This window comes from Pseudorhodoplanes sp. (genome assembly GCF_059499825.1).
Map to the genome: position 1 here is coordinate 314607 of NZ_JCABZI010000002.1, position 14217 is coordinate 328823.

Here is a 14217-nt window from a genome sequence, read left to right on the forward strand (position 1 = left end):
CTGTATTCATCCCTAGCCTGGATTACCCGTGCGGTTGCTCATCGGATTGCTTCTGGCATTCGCAGTCGCTGCATCCGTCGGCCTCGGCACAGCCTTGTTCGCCCTGCACGAGGGAACGCCGTTCGGCGCATTCAAGGTCGGCGCCTGGACAGCATGGCCGCGAACAGGAACGCCTGACATCGATCCCTATGCGCGCGCACTGGTGGCGCGCAGCGGTGAACTGCCGATGGGAGCCGGCGACGGCGTTGCGTTCGTCGCGACCAAGGACGACGATGGCGTCGCGCTGGACGGCCGGTGCGATGTGCTGGTCTCGGGGGTCACGCCGCAGGCGCGCTTCTGGACTTTGACGGTTTACGATCCTGAGGGTCAACTGATCGGCAACTCGCTAAAGCGACACGGCTTTTCGAGCCAGGAGGTGGTCCGCAAATCGGATGGCGCGATCGAAATTTCGGTCGCGCCGCGCGCACGCGCCGGAAACTGGCTGCCGACCGGTGGCGCCGAGCGCTATATGCTTGTGATGCGCTTCTACGACTCGCCGATCGGGGTTGCATCGCGTACCGGACGCGAGACACCGATGCCGTCCGTGAAGGTGCAGTCATGCACGTGAGGCAGCCGTCATGACGCGCTGGTTGTTGTGGCTCGCAAGCGGCCTCCTGCTCGGCGGCATCGTGCATTTCGCAACGATCCTGTATCTGCCAAGCACCGCAACCCAGAATGCCTATGCGAGAATCTCCGCCATGGCGCCGGTCAACAGCGTGGTGCCCCTCCCCGCTCCGAGCGCGGGAAAATCCGTGATCCCGCTGATGGACCCGGCGTTCGCGGCAGCGGTCTGCCGCTACGATCTGAACGAAGCGCCACTCAAGCTGACGGTGCCGGTCAGCCCGGCCTATACCTCGGTGACCTTCTATACCGACAAGGATGTCGCCTATTACGCGATCAACGATCGCGCCGCCGGACGCCGTTCGATCGAGCTCGACCTAATGACGGCCGCGCAGAAGGCCCAGCTTCCAGACGACGAGGACGTCGCCGCCGCGGACCGTCTGATCGTCGAATCCCCAAGCCGGGCGGGGTTGATCGTCCTGCGCGCACTCGCGTCCGAAATCGGCATGATGCCGGCCGCGCTCAACGCGCTGGCCGGAGCGAAATGCGAGCCGCAGCCGGTTGATTGAAAGCGCTATTTCGTAACCAGCGGCCCGCTCGCCTGCGTGACCCACGGCCCGGATGAGCCGCGCGGAACCAGTGCGGCTTCGGTGATCATCGCGCGCATGTGGTTGAGCTGCCGCTCCACCTCCGCTGCCTGCGGCGACGGCGCGACGATCACGAGCTTCTCCAGCGCGAAATTGTACGCGTAGGTGCGCTCCATCAGCGACTGATGCACCCACCGCGCGATCAGCGAATTCTCCGCCATGCGGGCGACAGCATTGCCATGTTCGCGCGGGCTCAGATTGGTCACATAGCGCAGCCCCTTGTCGCGCTTGACATCCATGTCCGAAACCTGCCGCGCCATCGTCGCGAACGGCCCAATGCGAACAATGTCGTTGCGGATGTCCTGCAACAGCCGCGCATAATATGTCTCGGTCGAGCGTGCGGGATCGGCGAACATCGCAGCCGAATACGCGGTCTGGTCATAGTACCACCACGCGTCCAGGAACATGCCGGAAAAGCCATACTCGTTGAGCACGCTGTACCAGCGCTGCCGTTCGTAGGGCGGCTCGATCAGCGGATAGGCCTGGTCGCGCAAGCTGCGCTCTTCGTCGGTAAGGGGGAAAGCCGACTGCGCCTCGCCATAGCGCTGGGTCACGGCCGGCCCCATCCAGCGGTGGATATCGTCCGCCCGCAGCGACGGCCGCACGCGACCGAGATCGGTGTTGAAGCAACCGATCAGCGGAAGACACAACATGATGCGGGTCTTGTGCAGCTTCACGACCGCGATGCCCGCTTGCGCCGCTTGCTGCCCTGCATTCCGCCCCTGGCGGGCCTCAGCACCGGCATGTCTTCATACCGGTCGATACGGATGACCGGAAGAATCACCACTTCGCACACTTGCTCCGGCGAGCCTGCGCCACGCGCCCGGAGAGCCGCCTTGTCGGCCGGAAAGACGATCACAACGCCCATGAGCTTGCCCCACCCCCACCGGCAGCGACGCGCCGGTCTCGTCGCGATTAAGAGACGGTCATGGTTAACGCTCTGCTAACGAGCACGTGACTAGAGTGAAGCCGTATCAGTATCGGATGGCATCACGTGCAACGTCTCACACTCAATAATCTCGACGGCATGACCGGCCTTGCCGGACTGGCGGACCGGACCGGCGTCGATATCCGCCCGACCCTGTTGCGGGTCCTGACCGACCTCTACATTCAGAAATCAACTCACACGCCCCACGAAGACCAGCACTTCTCGGAACTGGCGCTGAGACTGATCGATGTGGTGGACGATTCGACGCGCGCCGCGGTTGCGTCACGGCTGAGAAAACATCCGCGCACGCCAGCGGCCGTGCTCGCGCGGCTCGCCGAGCTTGGACACGGCGGTGGCGAAGTGGCGGCGCCTGGCAGCATTGAATTGTTCGGCGCCGGAACGGCTCTGGATGACGATCTCGGAATTTTCGAGCCCGTGGCGCAGAGCCAGCACCCGTCCCGGTCGATGCCGGCGACGGCTCCCGCGATTCCGGCCGCGACCGACTTCATCGGCCAGAGAGAGGCATTCTTCTCCGCCAACTCGGAGGAGCGCGCGTTGATCCTTATGAATCTGGTGCATGTCGCCGAACAGGACGTCGCGCTGGCGCAGGAAACCAACATCATCCGCTACCTCGAGCAAGCCGCGCTTGCCGGGCGCGCGCAGGAATTCACCACGCTGCTGCAGCAGGGACTGGGCGTATCGCGCGCGCTGTCGCGCCGGATTGTGACCGATCCGCTTGGCCAGCCTTTCGTCGTCTCAGCCAAGGCGCTGGCGATGCCGACGGACGTGTTCCAGCGAATCCTGATGTCGCTCAATCCGGCGATTGGCCAGTCGGTCGAGCGGGTGTTCGAACTCTCCGATCTGTTCCTCGATCTGCCGCTGTCATCGGCGCTGCATCTCGTGGCGATCTGGCGGGCGGCCGACCGGCTGGAGGCAAGAAGCCTTCTGCATCGCCGCGCGCATTGGGATGATGCGGCGCCGGCAACGCGCCGGAGCGGGACACAGGAGCCACGCCGGATCCTGGACTATCCGGCCGCTCAGGAGCCATCCCGCCGCGAAAACTCGGGCGGATAGCGAAGTCAGAACCTTGGACTGACCCTCAGACGACCACGCGGTCGAGGAAATTCCGGCCCTGCCGGTCCTCGACCTCGACGATCCAGATGTCCGGATCGAAATCGACCTGACGCAAGACGTATTTTTCGATCTCGTCGTAAGGACGCGGCTGGGCCTTCAGGCATGCGATGAAAGCGCGGTCACCCGGACGCGCCTCGTCGAATTCGCTCTGCGGTGCAGGGCCATACAGGTCCGCGGTCCCGTCAAGCCGGTCGATCTTCACGAAGATCGCACCCGCCTCCTCCGCGCCGCGCCGCCGGACCACGGCGTAGGCACCCTCGACCATACAGCGCCGGATATAGGCCGATACCCAGATCGCCGATTTCAGCCGCATGGGAGCAAATGCCGTATCTCGAGGTGCCTCTCGCGGCGATCCGCGCGCGGCACCCGTGAGCTAATCAAGCTCGCGGCCGGTGACAACCGACAATTCGCGCATCAGCTTCGGCGAAATCTGACCGGTCACCGGCAGCTTGCGTGCGCGCTCGAACTGCTCGATCGCCGCTTTGGTTTCAGGCCCGTAGGTGCCATTCGGCTTGAACTGGCCGTAACCGTAATCCGTCAGCGCCCGCTGGACCGCAAAAATGCGCTTCGACGACGGCGCGATCAGTTCGGCGATCGGATCGGTGGCGACCGGCTGCGCCGCAGCCGTGCGCTGCGGCGGCCCGGCCTTGGCCTGCGACCGGCTGACCGCCCGCAGAAACACCTCGTTCGGTTCGCCGCCGGGCCGCAAGCCCGACGCCTGCTCGAAGTCGCGCATGGCTGCATTGGTCTTTGGACCGAACACACCGTCAGGTGCACCGTCGTAAAATCCACGGCGGCTGAGTTCACGCTGGATGTCGGCAACCACCTCGTTGCGCGGCCTTGGCGCCGATGGCTGTTCGGCTGCCCTCTCCGCCTCGATCCTCGCCATGTCGGCCTTCGGCGCGTCGGTCTTCGACGGTTCGGTCTTTGCCGGCTCGCTTCCCGCTGGCCGGCTCTTCGGGAGAACCGCCTGAGGCGGCGGACCGGTCAGCTCCTGCCCGACGACGCGTATCGACTTTGGAGCGGAGGCTGCCGCAGTGGGCTTGTCCGCAAACAATGGTGCCGGATGCCGTCCGGTCTGCAGGAAAGCCGCATTCGCAATCACGACCGACAGCGCCAGCGCCGCAAGTACGGCCGCGATCGCATCCTTGCGCCAGCCATGCACCGTGGGCTGTTGCGCCGGTTCGAGCGCCATTGAAGCGCCTTTTCGTGACGCCTTACGCACTTTTGCGCACCTGCAGGTCTTCGATCTCTTCGTTCTGCTTGCGGGGCTGAACCAGCGGTGTCGGAACGCCTGCTTTCCTGCGCGGCGCTGCCGTCGTCTCGCAATCGAGCGGAAGATGTATCGATATGGCCGTTCCCTTTCCGAGTTCGCTTCGCACCCGCATGTCGCCACCGTGAAGCGACACCAGTCCCTTCACGATCGAGAGCCCAAGTCCGGTGCCGTCGTGACGCCGGTCATAGGCCGACCGCGCCTGGAAGAACGGATTGCCGATGCTCGGAAGATCGGCTGCGCCTATTCCCACGCCGTTATCCTCGACCGACACGACGAGCTGGCCATTCTCGACCCGCGACGCGATGACCACGCGGCCGCCGCGATCTGTGAACTTGATCGCATTGGACAAGAGATTGAGCATGATCTGCTTGAACGCGCGCTTGTCGGCCACGATGTCCTGGAATTCGCTACCATGGCGCATCACCAGATCGATACCGGCTTCGCGCGCGCGCAGCGCGAGGATGTCGCAACAATTGCCGACAACCCTGGCCGGCGCGAACGGCTCGGGCGTGATCTCGAAGTCACCCGTTTCCATCTTCGACATGTCGAGAATGCCGTTCACGACAGCCAGGAGGTGGCTTCCGGAATCGTTGATCAGCCGCGCATAGTCCTGCCGCTTCGCCGCATCGAGGCGCATCTGCTCCTCGTTCGCCAGCATGTCGGAGAATCCGATGATCGCATTCAACGGCGTGCGCAACTCGTGGCTCATGGTCGCGAGGAAACGCGTCTTCGCCGCATTCGCACGCTCCAGTTCTACCCGCGCGGCGTCGAGTTCCTGCTCCTGGGTCTTGCGCTCGGAAATGTCGCGCATCACTGCGACGACCTCGCGCTCGACCGCCGCGCCTGCGGTCTGCTCGAACGGCCGGCAGCGCATCTCTACCCATACGAACGCGATCCCGGTCTCGTCGCTTCCCTGCGACCGCTTCACCCGGAATTCGACCGATTGCTGCTCGCCCTGTGCGGCATCGGCAAGTGCCGTCAGATAGGCCGGACGATCGGCGACATGGACGCGATCGAACAACCCGTGTCCCATCAGATCCTCGTCACGCACGCCGAACAGCGCCTGTGCCGCCGGCGACACGAACAGCACCGCGCCATTGCGGCCATGCCGGGTGATCACATCGGTCATGTTGCGCGCGAGCAGGCTGTAGCGGTCCTCCTCCGCATCGAGGAGGCGGTAGCTGGTTCGCGCAAGCGTTTCCGCGCCGAGCGCCAATCCCGTCGCATAGAGCGCGGCGGAAACGATCGCGAGTGTGGCCAGGCCGGCGTGATCCGGGATCGTGGAGGCGGGTGTCAGGCCGAATTCCTGCATCGTCAGCAACGCACCGGCGGCAACCAGTGCGAAGGTGGATGCCAGCGCCACGACCCGGCGGGAGGCCGACAACGCCGCTTCCATCGGCACGACCACCAGCCAAATCGCTGCGAAGGAAGACATGCCGCCGGTTTGATACGCCACGGCAAAGACGAGACCGGTCAGCGAGAACGACGAGGCAATATGAGCGGCCTCATAACGTCCGGTCCGGGACAGGTAAAAGGCAATCAGAAGCGGAACCACGAGCCATGCGAACACGGCGATTTCCAGCGCACTCGGCACGCCGCGCATGGCCAGATAAACCGGGAATGCAGCAAGCGCGATCAGCGAGCCCAGCACACGCGATGCGATGAAGGCACGATGCCGGGTCGCGGTCAGCGGTTCCTGCTGAACGGACGGATGTACCAGGCTGTCGATATACGCACGAAGCGGCTGGACGAAACTCAACACACTCAAACTACGTCAGCTCGTTGCCGGCCGACGCACTCCCCATTTGCAGGAGATCGTGTCAGACGCCGCTTAAGCGAACGCTAAGGGAACGGACTTTGGCGGTGGCAAGCGTGCCGCACCGTCGCGCAAATGGGTCGCTCGCGCGGCATCGTCGCGGCATGGTGAATGCTTGGTTTCCACGAAAGGTATCGCAATCCTTTACGGCGTTCCGGAAAAGCCGGTGTCGCGGGCCTTCACGCAGCCTTCGCGCGGATTCGATTCAAATTGTAATCAAAATCGATTCTTATTCGCTTCGAATAAGGCCCAAATCTCCAACCGGCTTTTCAGCCGCCCTTGCTAGACCTTGCGCATAAACGGCCGATCGAGCCGTGGGGAGCGTAAGGGCCATGTTCTTTCTGTTGCGGGTGGCATTCTGGCTGAGCATCGTGCTCGTGCTGCTGCCGAGCGGCGACTACCGGCCGAAGGATCAGGAAGCGCGAATCGGCGCCGCCGACGCGGTAAACGCCGCCACCGCTGCCGTGTCCGATCTCGGCGGCTTCTGCGGCCGCCAACCGTCTGCGTGCGAGGTCGGCGGTCAGGCCGCGATTGCATTCGGGCAGCGGGCCCAGGCCGGGGCGCGCTATCTGTTCGACCTCCTGCATGACAGCATGTCCCCGGCCTCGACCGGTTCGGTTCCGCGCGCGCAGACAGGTCCTATGCCGCCATCGCAAAGCACCCTCACCCCGGCCGATCTGCAGCCGGAATGGCGGCCTCCGCTGCCGCAGCGGGATCCGCGCCGTCCCGCCTGACGCCCGAGAGAATTGCGGCGCTTTCCCCGACGCGTGCGGCTGCCTATATCTGGCCGCATGAGACGGGACACGTGCCGATGACGATCGACGAGATCACCGACAATTTCGAGCTGCTGGATGAGTGGGACGACCGTTACCGCTACATCATCGAGCTCGGCCGGTCGCTGCCCGCCTTGCCGGACGAGGCGCGGAGCGAAGCCAACAAGGTTCGCGGTTGCGCGAGCCAGGTCTGGGTGACAACCAGGACCCGGCCCAACGGCGCGGACGGACCGGTTCTCGAATTCGAGGGCGATAGCGACGCTCATATCGTCCGCGGGCTGATCGCGATCCTGTTCGCGCTCTATTCGGGGCAGCCGGCCCGCTCGATACTGGAGACAGACGCGCAGGCATTGTTCGAGAAACTCGGGCTTCGCGAGCATCTCACGCCGCAGCGCTCGAACGGCTTCCGCGCCATGGTCGATCGCATTCAGTCCGACGCACGTGCCGCACTCGCAGCCTGACCGTCTTGGGCTGCCGGATCCGGCTCCGCTTCGGCGGCCCATGTCCTGATCGTTGCCGAAGTCCTGCCCCGCATTTCGGATGCATAACCGTAATGCCGGGCGAGCCGCTCCAGCGCGAGTTGCAGGACGACCTTGGCCGAGCGCACCGGCCATTGCCGCTCCCGCTCGACCAGATCGAGCTTTTTCAGAAAACAGCAGACATCCAGCAGAAGACCGGAGAATTCCGGCCCGACCGCATCCAGAGCATGCCGAATTCGCTGACGCGCGGCGACCACCCACTCGGCAACATGGCCGTTGGTCTGGTCGGATTTGCGCCCGGACAGCGGCGTTTGCCAGTTTGTGGTGGTCTGCGGCATCATCAGCGCCCGCGTAAAATCGGCCCGCAAGCGCTCTCCGGCCTGGAATTGATGCGGTTCGATCAACGGTCGGCCGTCGGTGCCCTTGCGGCGCGCCAGCCAGATCAGCGGGCTTTCCGATTCATCGATCTTCGCGCCAATGCCAATGTCGGGCCCGCGGCCGTCTACGAGCGACATGTGCTGCGCGCGAAAGCGATCGATCGCAGCGGCGGCTTCGAGTGACGATCGCGCGTTCCCGGATCGAAGATTTTTCATTGGCGCGCTCTCCCGGTCGGAGACTCCGGATGCACCACGAATGCCTCCATCTTCTGCAGCAGTGCGTCGAAACGAGGATCGTCGCGCCGATCCTCGATCACGCGGCAGGCATGGGAGGCGGTGGTGCGGTCGCGGCCGAACAACAGGCCAGCATTCGCCAGCGTCATTCCGAGCGCGACGCGGGCGAGATACATTCCGGTCTGACGAGCGACCGCAACATTATGGCGTCCGCGCGTCGCCGCGCGCAGTTCGTCACGGCGAATGCCGAAGCCGTTCTCAACCGCCTGAAACAGCCGTGTCTGAGACGGCGTCCAGTTCCGGACGGGACCGCTCCGGAAAGGCGACAGACCACCCGCACTGCTTATCCCGTCGATTGCTTGCTGGTCCATGGCACCCCTCTGTAGGACTTAATACCTACAGCATGCAACAGCCTTGCAGGCAGGGGGATAACTTTTTTGGCGCTGGCGCGCTGGCCCTGGCCGGTTGCTCTGTTCCCGGTGACGGGGCGCCGGACGGTGGACTTTTAGCTGCTTTTTTCCAGGTGGTTGCGCAGCTCTTCGATCGATCCGAACCGCACAACGCCTTGGGCCAATTCGGCTTCGATCGAGCCGTCCGTATACAGCGTATAGGCCATGCCATCCACCACGCCGGATTTCAGCACGGTCGCGGCTTCCGCCCGGCCCGCTGTTTCGGCAGGGGATTCAAGGGTGGGTTCGCGGCGCGGTGCCACCGGCACCGGGTCCGGCGAAGCCGGGCGCCGCGGCTCAGGCGCTTTTGCCGGACGTTCGGCAGACGGACGCGGCGGCCGCCAACCGCTCGGACGAGAGGGCGGCGGGACCGGAGCCGCTTCTTCCGTTGCCGGAATCGGCGCCCGCGGCGGCGGCGGACGCACCGGTTCGACCATCTCCGGAAGGTCGAATTCATCGTTGTGCTGGGCGCGCTGTTGCGATGCACGCGGCGGTGCCGGCGGCGCAACAGGAGCGGCAGGCGGCGGTGCAGCCACAGCCGCCGCCGCGACAGGCCGTGTCGCGAGCAGATCGGCAATTCGCGAGAGTTGGGCGACCGCACGGCTGATCGCGAAGGTGACGAGCCCCCCCGCGGCCGTGACCGTTCCCGCGAGGATCAATGTATTGCCGAGACTGAACTCATTGATCGGAATGCCAAATCCGATCAGGATCGCCCCCAGCGCGATCGCCAGGAAACCGACCATCATCAAGACAAAAGACATTCCGCCAGTCCTCGCGCCCCACGTCACAATTCTAAGCGAATTGTGACGACCTTCCTAGTGACAGGCAAGCGGCGCCGTTGAAAAGCCCCGACAAATTTCGGTCCTGTTCAATCGTGCAGTCGCCGTCCCAAAGCCTGATCCAAGCCTCAACCACAAGAAACGCCAAAAGAAAAGCTTCGTTCCTTGCGCAAGGCCGGAATTGCTGTCGGCCGACGCACCCTTCATATTGCTTCCTTGCTGATCAGAGCCTAACTCAATAAAGGTCGGCGCCGTATCCGCCGTCCGGACGCCTTTAACGTCACCCGAAACGCGAGCAAGCCCCCATGTCATTTACGTTGCCCGATCTGCCCTATTCTTACGACGCCCTCGCCCCCTACATGTCGCGCGAGACGCTCGAATATCATCACGACAAGCATCACAAGGCATATGTCGACAACGGCAACAAGCTGCTCGCCGGCACCGAATGGGAAGGCAAATCTCTCGAAGAGATCGTCAAGGGATCGTTCGGGAAGAATCCCGGCCTCTTCAACAATGCCGGTCAGCACTACAACCATATCCATTTCTGGAAATGGATGAGGGCCGGCGGCGGCGGCGACAAGATTCCTGGCGCGCTGGAGAAGAAGATCGTGTCCGATCTCGGCTCGGTCGCAAAGATGAAGGAAGACTTCGCACAGGCCGGCGTCACCCAGTTCGGCTCCGGCTGGTGCTGGCTGGCGGTCAAGGATGGCAAGATCGTCATCATGAAGACTGCCAATGGCGAGAGCCCGCTGGTCCAGGGCGCCTCCCCGATTCTCGGCTGCGACGTGTGGGAGCATTCCTACTACATCGATTATCGGAACCGCCGTCCCGACTACCTGAAGGCTTTCGTCGATCACCTAGTGAACTGGGATTACGTGGCCGAAATGTACGAGAAGGCCGCCAAGTAGGCCTTTCCACGAAGCTTTGCGACAGCCACAACAATATGACATGCGGCCGCCCGACCCGGCGGCCGCAATGCTGTTTGGAGGTCCTGACGCGACCTTGCAGCAGCCATCGGTTCACGTCTCCGTTGCGCGGTTCTGCGACGCGCTGGCCTGGATCGCGATCGCGTCGCTTGCCGGCATCGCCTGTCTGACCTTCGCCGATTACGGGCTCGGATGGGACGATTACACCCATTCGCAATACGGGCAGTTGCTGATCGACTTTTACGCGTCGGGATTCTCGGACCGCCGCGCCCTCTCCTTCGTGAATCTGTACATGTATGGCGGCGGGTTCGACATGCTCGCGGCGCTGGTAGCGAAAGTGCTGCCCTTCGACCTGTTCGAGACACGGCGGCTGGTTGGCTCCGCGGTCGGAATCCTCTGCATGATCGTCGTCTGGCGGCTGGCGCGCAGACTGGGCGGGCCACTGGCGGGCCTGATCGCACTCCTGCTGATCGCCGCCACCCCGATGTTCTACGGGCATATGTTCATCAACGCGAAGGACGCGCCGTTCGCGTTGGCGATGACGCTCCTGCTATTCGGGCTGGTGCGGGCGCTGGAAGAGTATCCCCGGCCAGGCGCCGCCACGATTGCAATCTTCGGTCTGGGGCTGGGGCTTGCCCTCGGCACGCGCATCATGGGCGGAATGACGGCGCTTTACGTGATCCTGCCAATGGCAGTGGTCGTGGCCCACGATATGCGCGAGGCCGGAATCAAGCCGGCCGCGGGCGCATTCGGGAGCTTTGTCCTGCGCCTGGTGCCGGGTCTCATACTCGCCTACGCCGTGATGGCGCTACTCTGGCCATGGTCGGTGATCGAGCCGCTGAATCCGATCCGCGCGATCGAGTATTTCTCGCACTTCTTCGAGAAGCCGTGGAAGGAAATGTTCGCCGGTCAGGTTATTCCGGTGCCGGACATGCCACGCGCTTACTTGCCGACCTATCTTCTGGTGAAGCTGCCGGAAATCCTCACTCTGCTTGGCCTTGCCGGGCTCTGCGGCGCAATCGCCGCGCAATTCCGACGTCACATCCCCGCCTCTCATCGCGCCGCGCTTCTGCTGGTTGCGATGGCGGTCGTCATCCCGATCGCGATCGCAATCGCGACGCGACCCGCCATGTATAACGGCATCCGGCACTTTGTTTTCCTGCTGCCGCCGGTCTGCGTGCTGGGCGGCCTCGCCGGCGGTGCGCTGTTGACCTGGCTGGCGAACCGCTCACGCGTGGCCGCCATCGCCGCCGGAATAGCAATCATGGTCGGGCTTGCACTTCCGGTATCGGCGATGATTGCGCTGCACCCTTACCAATATACGTATTTCAATATGTCGGCCGGCGGCGTGAGAGCTGCCGACAAAAGCTATATGCTTGATTATTGGGGATTGTCCTTCAAGCAGGCGACCGACGAACTGCTCGGTATTCTCGACGAGCAAGGAATCCAGACCCCGGAGGGCCGCCACTGGATCGTCGCCGTATGCGGACCGCATCCTCCCGCCGAGGTGCGGCTCGGCGACGATTTCATTACGACTTGGAACACCAAGGGGGCCGACTTCGCATTGATGCTCGGCGAATTCTATTGCGCCGAACTCAAGGCCCCTGAACTCGTGCGTATCGAGCGCGAGGGAGTGGTCTACGCACGGGTCTACGATCTGCGCGGACGCAATATTCCGGACCTGTTCACGCTCCCGCCGGTTCAGTGACTCATCGGTGTGATGTTACGCGGAATGCAGATCGACGCGTCGCCGCGACGGGGTCGCGTGGACGGCGTCACGACACGCTTCGTTCGCGCCTACTCGGCAGCCTGCGACAGCGGCTCATCGAGAAAGGCATCAGTCGCCTTGATCTGATGCGACGTTCCGCAATGCGTGCACCAGACCGAAAGCTTCATGTTCCGCATTTCGAGAAGCGTCACCGTGTCGGTCTTGATACTTGTCGTGATGACACGCCCGCTTCGCGGGCATTTGTATTTCAACATGACGGGCGCGGCCTCCACCTGAGATGGACTCTACGCTGCGTGCGGCCGTAATCCTCGCGTGATGGTAGTTGTCCACCGTTTATCCACAATTTCTTCACGCTTTCGTCACCGTACCGTCGCAACGCAAAAAAGCCCGGGTATGTCCCGGGCTTTACAGCGAAATCTGAGTCGCTAGCTCAGTAGAACCGGCACTGACGCATGCCTGCCCGGTCGTACCAGCATTCCTGATGCTGCCCGGGACGGCCCCAGTTGGGGAGCGGCGGGCCGCCGACCGCGACGCCGACGATGGTTCCGACCACCGCACCGGCAGGTCCACCGATCACGGCACCCACTCCTGCGCCGATCGCTGCACCGGTGACCACGCCGCGCCCTTCGAACTGGGCATTGGCAGCGCCCGATGTTGCAGCGAGCGCGACGGCCGCAACCGCGGCCAGCATGATGCTCCGCATCGCAATCTCCATTGCAGGGACACGCGCCCCGTCGGAGCATCACTAGACTTTGTTAAGGTTAAAATTCCGTGAGCGCCCTCTCCCGTCACGCCTGCCGAGGGCGCGACGACAGGCTCACCAGCACCACCAATATCGCAGCGAGCGAACACACCGCGGTGCCGACCAACACGCCGCCCGGCATGCCCACATCCATCATGTAACCGAAGGCCGGCGGCGCCAGCACGCCGGCGATATTGAAACCGGTGGTGACGAAGCCGAACACCCGCCCGAACGCGCCCGGTGGGGTCATCGCGCGTACGATCATGTCGCGCGAGGGCTGCAGCACGCCGTTGAAGAAGCCCGACACCGCCATCAGTAGGATCAGCAACGTGGCGCCGAGATCGATGAAGGCGATCGGGACCAGCGCCACGCCGCTCACCAGCAGTCCGATCAGCGCGACGATCTCGAGCCGGTTGGTGCGCGACGTGAGCCAGCCGCCGACCAGCACCGCCAGCGCGCTGAGCATCAGATAGACCGTGATCGCTGTGGTCGCGCTCGACAGCGATGTGCCCCACAGCGCCTGCAGCGAGACGATGCCGTAATTCTGAACGCCGACAGACACCGCCGCGATCAGCGTGAAGAACAGCAGATTAAGCATCACCGGCCAGGTTGCGAGCACGCGCCAGTCGCCCGCCGAAGGCGCCGACGCATCCGCGGCCCTGGCGCGCGCGGCTTCGCGCCCGGCGAGCGGTGCGCCGAAAGCGAGGATCGCGCCCGCCACCACAATGCCGAGGCCGGCCGCGATCAGAAACGCTGTGCGCCAGCCAAGCGTGCTGGCCAGGATCACCATCGCCGCCGGCGTGATCGCGGTGCCGATGAAGCCCGCGAAGATATGGATCGAAAACGCCTGACCGACGCGGCCGGGCGAGACCCGGTTCGAGAGCAGCGCATAATCGGCGGGGTGATAGACCGTGTTGGCGAGCCCCAGAAAAGCGAACGCTACGCCAAGCAGCAGGAAAACCGGGGCCACCGCCGCGGCAATGAGCGACACCGATCCGAGCAGCAGCCCGCCGATCAGCACCGCGCGGCCGGATGTACGATCGACCAGAAAGCCGGCCGGGGTCTGCAGCAACCCGGACACGATGTTGAACACCGCGATCACGAATCCGAGCTCGGTGTAGCTGACGCCGAACTCCGCGCGCACGAACGGGAACACCGGCGGCAGCGTGAGCATAAACACATGGCTGATGAAATGCGCCGATCCGACCAGGCCGATCACACGCAGATCGGCCACGCGCGGCGGACTGGCGTCGATGGTAATCGGCGTCATCAAGGAAATCCCGGCTGGCGAGATGGCTTAACACGCAAGTTGTGAGGCAGGCCATGCA

Annotated in this window: 18 protein-coding genes; 7 read left to right on the forward strand and 11 right to left on the reverse strand. The window is 63.9% G+C overall.

Features of this window, described 5'->3' with window-relative positions; translation table 11 throughout:
• Positions 1-28 precede the first annotated feature (28 nt).
• Both AC5I5I_RS04920 and AC5I5I_RS04925 read left to right on the forward strand, forming a co-directional pair.
• Positions 29-607 (forward strand): DUF1214 domain-containing protein, encoded by a 579-nt coding sequence (locus tag AC5I5I_RS04920; protein ID WP_495970467.1) that lies wholly within the window; start codon positions 29-31, stop codon positions 605-607.
• A gap of 10 nt (positions 608-617) precedes the next feature.
• The gene (locus AC5I5I_RS04925; RefSeq protein ID WP_495970469.1) at positions 618-1169 is read left to right on the forward strand and encodes a DUF1254 domain-containing protein; all 552 of its coding nucleotides are present in this window, start codon (positions 618-620) and stop codon (positions 1167-1169) included.
• A gap of 5 nt (positions 1170-1174) precedes the next feature.
• Here the strand turns inward: AC5I5I_RS04925 and AC5I5I_RS04930 are convergent, their stop codons facing one another.
• Together AC5I5I_RS04930 and AC5I5I_RS04935 are read right to left on the reverse strand one after the other, a co-directional pair.
• Entirely contained in the window at positions 1175-1924 is a 750-nt protein-coding gene (locus AC5I5I_RS04930) for a hypothetical protein (RefSeq protein WP_495758492.1), read from the reverse strand.
• Positions 1921-2115, reverse strand: coding sequence for a hypothetical protein (locus tag AC5I5I_RS04935; protein WP_495758493.1), 195 nt, complete (start codon positions 2113-2115; stop codon positions 1921-1923). Before AC5I5I_RS04935 ends, AC5I5I_RS04930 begins: the two co-directional genes overlap by 4 nt.
• A gap of 126 nt (positions 2116-2241) precedes the next feature.
• On the opposite strand from AC5I5I_RS04935, the gene AC5I5I_RS04940 reads away from it, so the two are divergent.
• Complete coding sequence (locus AC5I5I_RS04940) at positions 2242-3249, forward strand: DUF2336 domain-containing protein (protein ID WP_495970472.1); 1008 nt, start codon at positions 2242-2244, stop codon at positions 3247-3249.
• A 25-nt stretch (positions 3250-3274) separates the two neighbouring features.
• Here AC5I5I_RS04940 and AC5I5I_RS04945 read toward each other — a convergent pair whose 3' ends face one another.
• The 3 genes from AC5I5I_RS04945 to AC5I5I_RS04955 are packed head-to-tail and all read right to left on the reverse strand — an operon-like array spanning position 3275 to position 6344.
• The gene (locus AC5I5I_RS04945; protein WP_495970474.1) at positions 3275-3622 is read right to left on the reverse strand and encodes a DUF1491 family protein; all 348 of its coding nucleotides are present in this window, start codon (positions 3620-3622) and stop codon (positions 3275-3277) included.
• 60 nt (positions 3623-3682) lie between these two features.
• Positions 3683-4504, reverse strand: a complete 822-nt coding sequence (locus tag AC5I5I_RS04950) for a peptidoglycan-binding domain-containing protein (RefSeq protein WP_495970476.1) — start codon at positions 4502-4504, stop codon at positions 3683-3685.
• Positions 4505-4526: 22 nt separating this feature from the next.
• Positions 4527-6344 (reverse strand): sensor histidine kinase, encoded by a 1818-nt coding sequence (locus AC5I5I_RS04955; RefSeq protein ID WP_495970478.1) that lies wholly within the window; start codon positions 6342-6344, stop codon positions 4527-4529.
• Between the two features lie 389 nt (positions 6345-6733).
• Between AC5I5I_RS04955 and AC5I5I_RS04960 the strand changes: the two genes are divergently transcribed.
• Together AC5I5I_RS04960 and AC5I5I_RS04965 are read left to right on the forward strand one after the other, a co-directional pair.
• On the forward strand, positions 6734-7135 hold the full coding sequence (locus AC5I5I_RS04960) for a DUF5330 domain-containing protein (protein WP_495970480.1): 402 nt from the start codon (positions 6734-6736) through the stop codon (positions 7133-7135).
• A 77-nt stretch (positions 7136-7212) separates the two neighbouring features.
• Positions 7213-7635, forward strand: coding sequence for a SufE family protein (locus AC5I5I_RS04965; protein WP_495970482.1), 423 nt, complete (start codon positions 7213-7215; stop codon positions 7633-7635).
• Here AC5I5I_RS04965 and AC5I5I_RS04970 read toward each other — a convergent pair.
• The 3 genes from AC5I5I_RS04970 to AC5I5I_RS04980 all read right to left on the reverse strand — a co-directional run bounded on the left by AC5I5I_RS04970 (position 7602) and on the right by AC5I5I_RS04980 (position 9474).
• Positions 7602-8246, reverse strand: coding sequence for a DUF6456 domain-containing protein (locus AC5I5I_RS04970; RefSeq protein WP_495970484.1), 645 nt, complete (start codon positions 8244-8246; stop codon positions 7602-7604). The two genes, AC5I5I_RS04965 and AC5I5I_RS04970, sit on opposite strands and share 34 nt — an antisense overlap.
• The gene (locus tag AC5I5I_RS04975) at positions 8243-8635 is read right to left on the reverse strand and encodes a helix-turn-helix domain-containing protein (RefSeq protein WP_495970486.1); all 393 of its coding nucleotides are present in this window, start codon (positions 8633-8635) and stop codon (positions 8243-8245) included. Before AC5I5I_RS04975 ends, AC5I5I_RS04970 begins: the two co-directional genes overlap by 4 nt.
• A 134-nt stretch (positions 8636-8769) precedes the next feature.
• Positions 8770-9474 carry a hypothetical protein gene (locus AC5I5I_RS04980; RefSeq protein WP_495970488.1) on the reverse strand — a complete coding sequence of 235 codons (705 nt, stop codon included), beginning with the start codon at positions 9472-9474 and terminating at the stop codon, positions 8770-8772.
• 323 nt (positions 9475-9797) lie between these two features.
• Between AC5I5I_RS04980 and AC5I5I_RS04985 the strand changes: the two genes are divergently transcribed.
• Both AC5I5I_RS04985 and AC5I5I_RS04990 read left to right on the forward strand, forming a co-directional pair.
• Positions 9798-10400 (forward strand): superoxide dismutase, encoded by a 603-nt coding sequence (locus AC5I5I_RS04985; protein WP_495970490.1) that lies wholly within the window; start codon positions 9798-9800, stop codon positions 10398-10400.
• A gap of 67 nt (positions 10401-10467) precedes the next feature.
• On the forward strand, positions 10468-12126 hold the full coding sequence (locus tag AC5I5I_RS04990) for a glycosyltransferase family 39 protein (protein WP_495971132.1): 1659 nt from the start codon (positions 10468-10470) through the stop codon (positions 12124-12126).
• An 89-nt stretch (positions 12127-12215) separates the two neighbouring features.
• Here AC5I5I_RS04990 and AC5I5I_RS04995 read toward each other — a convergent pair whose 3' ends face one another.
• The 3 genes from AC5I5I_RS04995 to AC5I5I_RS05005 form a co-directional block, all read right to left on the reverse strand.
• Positions 12216-12338 (reverse strand): hypothetical protein, encoded by a 123-nt coding sequence (locus AC5I5I_RS04995; protein WP_495970492.1) that lies wholly within the window; start codon positions 12336-12338, stop codon positions 12216-12218.
• A 239-nt stretch (positions 12339-12577) separates the two neighbouring features.
• Complete coding sequence (locus AC5I5I_RS05000; RefSeq protein ID WP_495970494.1) at positions 12578-12850, reverse strand: hypothetical protein; 273 nt, start codon at positions 12848-12850, stop codon at positions 12578-12580.
• Between the two features lie 85 nt (positions 12851-12935).
• Positions 12936-14159, reverse strand: coding sequence for an MFS transporter (locus AC5I5I_RS05005; protein WP_495970496.1), 1224 nt, complete (start codon positions 14157-14159; stop codon positions 12936-12938).
• Positions 14160-14217 lie beyond the last annotated feature (58 nt).

Coding starts and splice junctions, on each gene's coding strand:
- AC5I5I_RS04925 (WP_495970469.1), top strand. CDS start 618: ATGACGCGCTGGTTGTTGTGGCTCGCAAGCGGCCTCCTGCTCGGCGGC.
- AC5I5I_RS04935 (WP_495758493.1), bottom strand. CDS start 2,115: ATGGGCGTTGTGATCGTCTTTCCGGCCGACAAGGCGGCTCTCCGGGCG.
- AC5I5I_RS04945 (WP_495970474.1), bottom strand. CDS start 3,622: ATGCGGCTGAAATCGGCGATCTGGGTATCGGCCTATATCCGGCGCTGT.
- AC5I5I_RS04950 (WP_495970476.1), bottom strand. CDS start 4,504: ATGGCGCTCGAACCGGCGCAACAGCCCACGGTGCATGGCTGGCGCAAG.
- AC5I5I_RS04960 (WP_495970480.1), top strand. CDS start 6,734: ATGTTCTTTCTGTTGCGGGTGGCATTCTGGCTGAGCATCGTGCTCGTG.
- AC5I5I_RS04965 (WP_495970482.1), top strand. CDS start 7,213: ATGACGATCGACGAGATCACCGACAATTTCGAGCTGCTGGATGAGTGG.
- AC5I5I_RS04970 (WP_495970484.1), bottom strand. CDS start 8,246: ATGAAAAATCTTCGATCCGGGAACGCGCGATCGTCACTCGAAGCCGCC.
- AC5I5I_RS04975 (WP_495970486.1), bottom strand. CDS start 8,635: ATGGACCAGCAAGCAATCGACGGGATAAGCAGTGCGGGTGGTCTGTCG.
- AC5I5I_RS04980 (WP_495970488.1), bottom strand. CDS start 9,474: ATGTCTTTTGTCTTGATGATGGTCGGTTTCCTGGCGATCGCGCTGGGG.
- AC5I5I_RS04985 (WP_495970490.1), top strand. CDS start 9,798: ATGTCATTTACGTTGCCCGATCTGCCCTATTCTTACGACGCCCTCGCC.
- AC5I5I_RS04990 (WP_495971132.1), top strand. CDS start 10,468: ATGCTGTTTGGAGGTCCTGACGCGACCTTGCAGCAGCCATCGGTTCAC.
- AC5I5I_RS05000 (WP_495970494.1), bottom strand. CDS start 12,850: ATGCGGAGCATCATGCTGGCCGCGGTTGCGGCCGTCGCGCTCGCTGCA.
- AC5I5I_RS05005 (WP_495970496.1), bottom strand. CDS start 14,159: ATGACGCCGATTACCATCGACGCCAGTCCGCCGCGCGTGGCCGATCTG.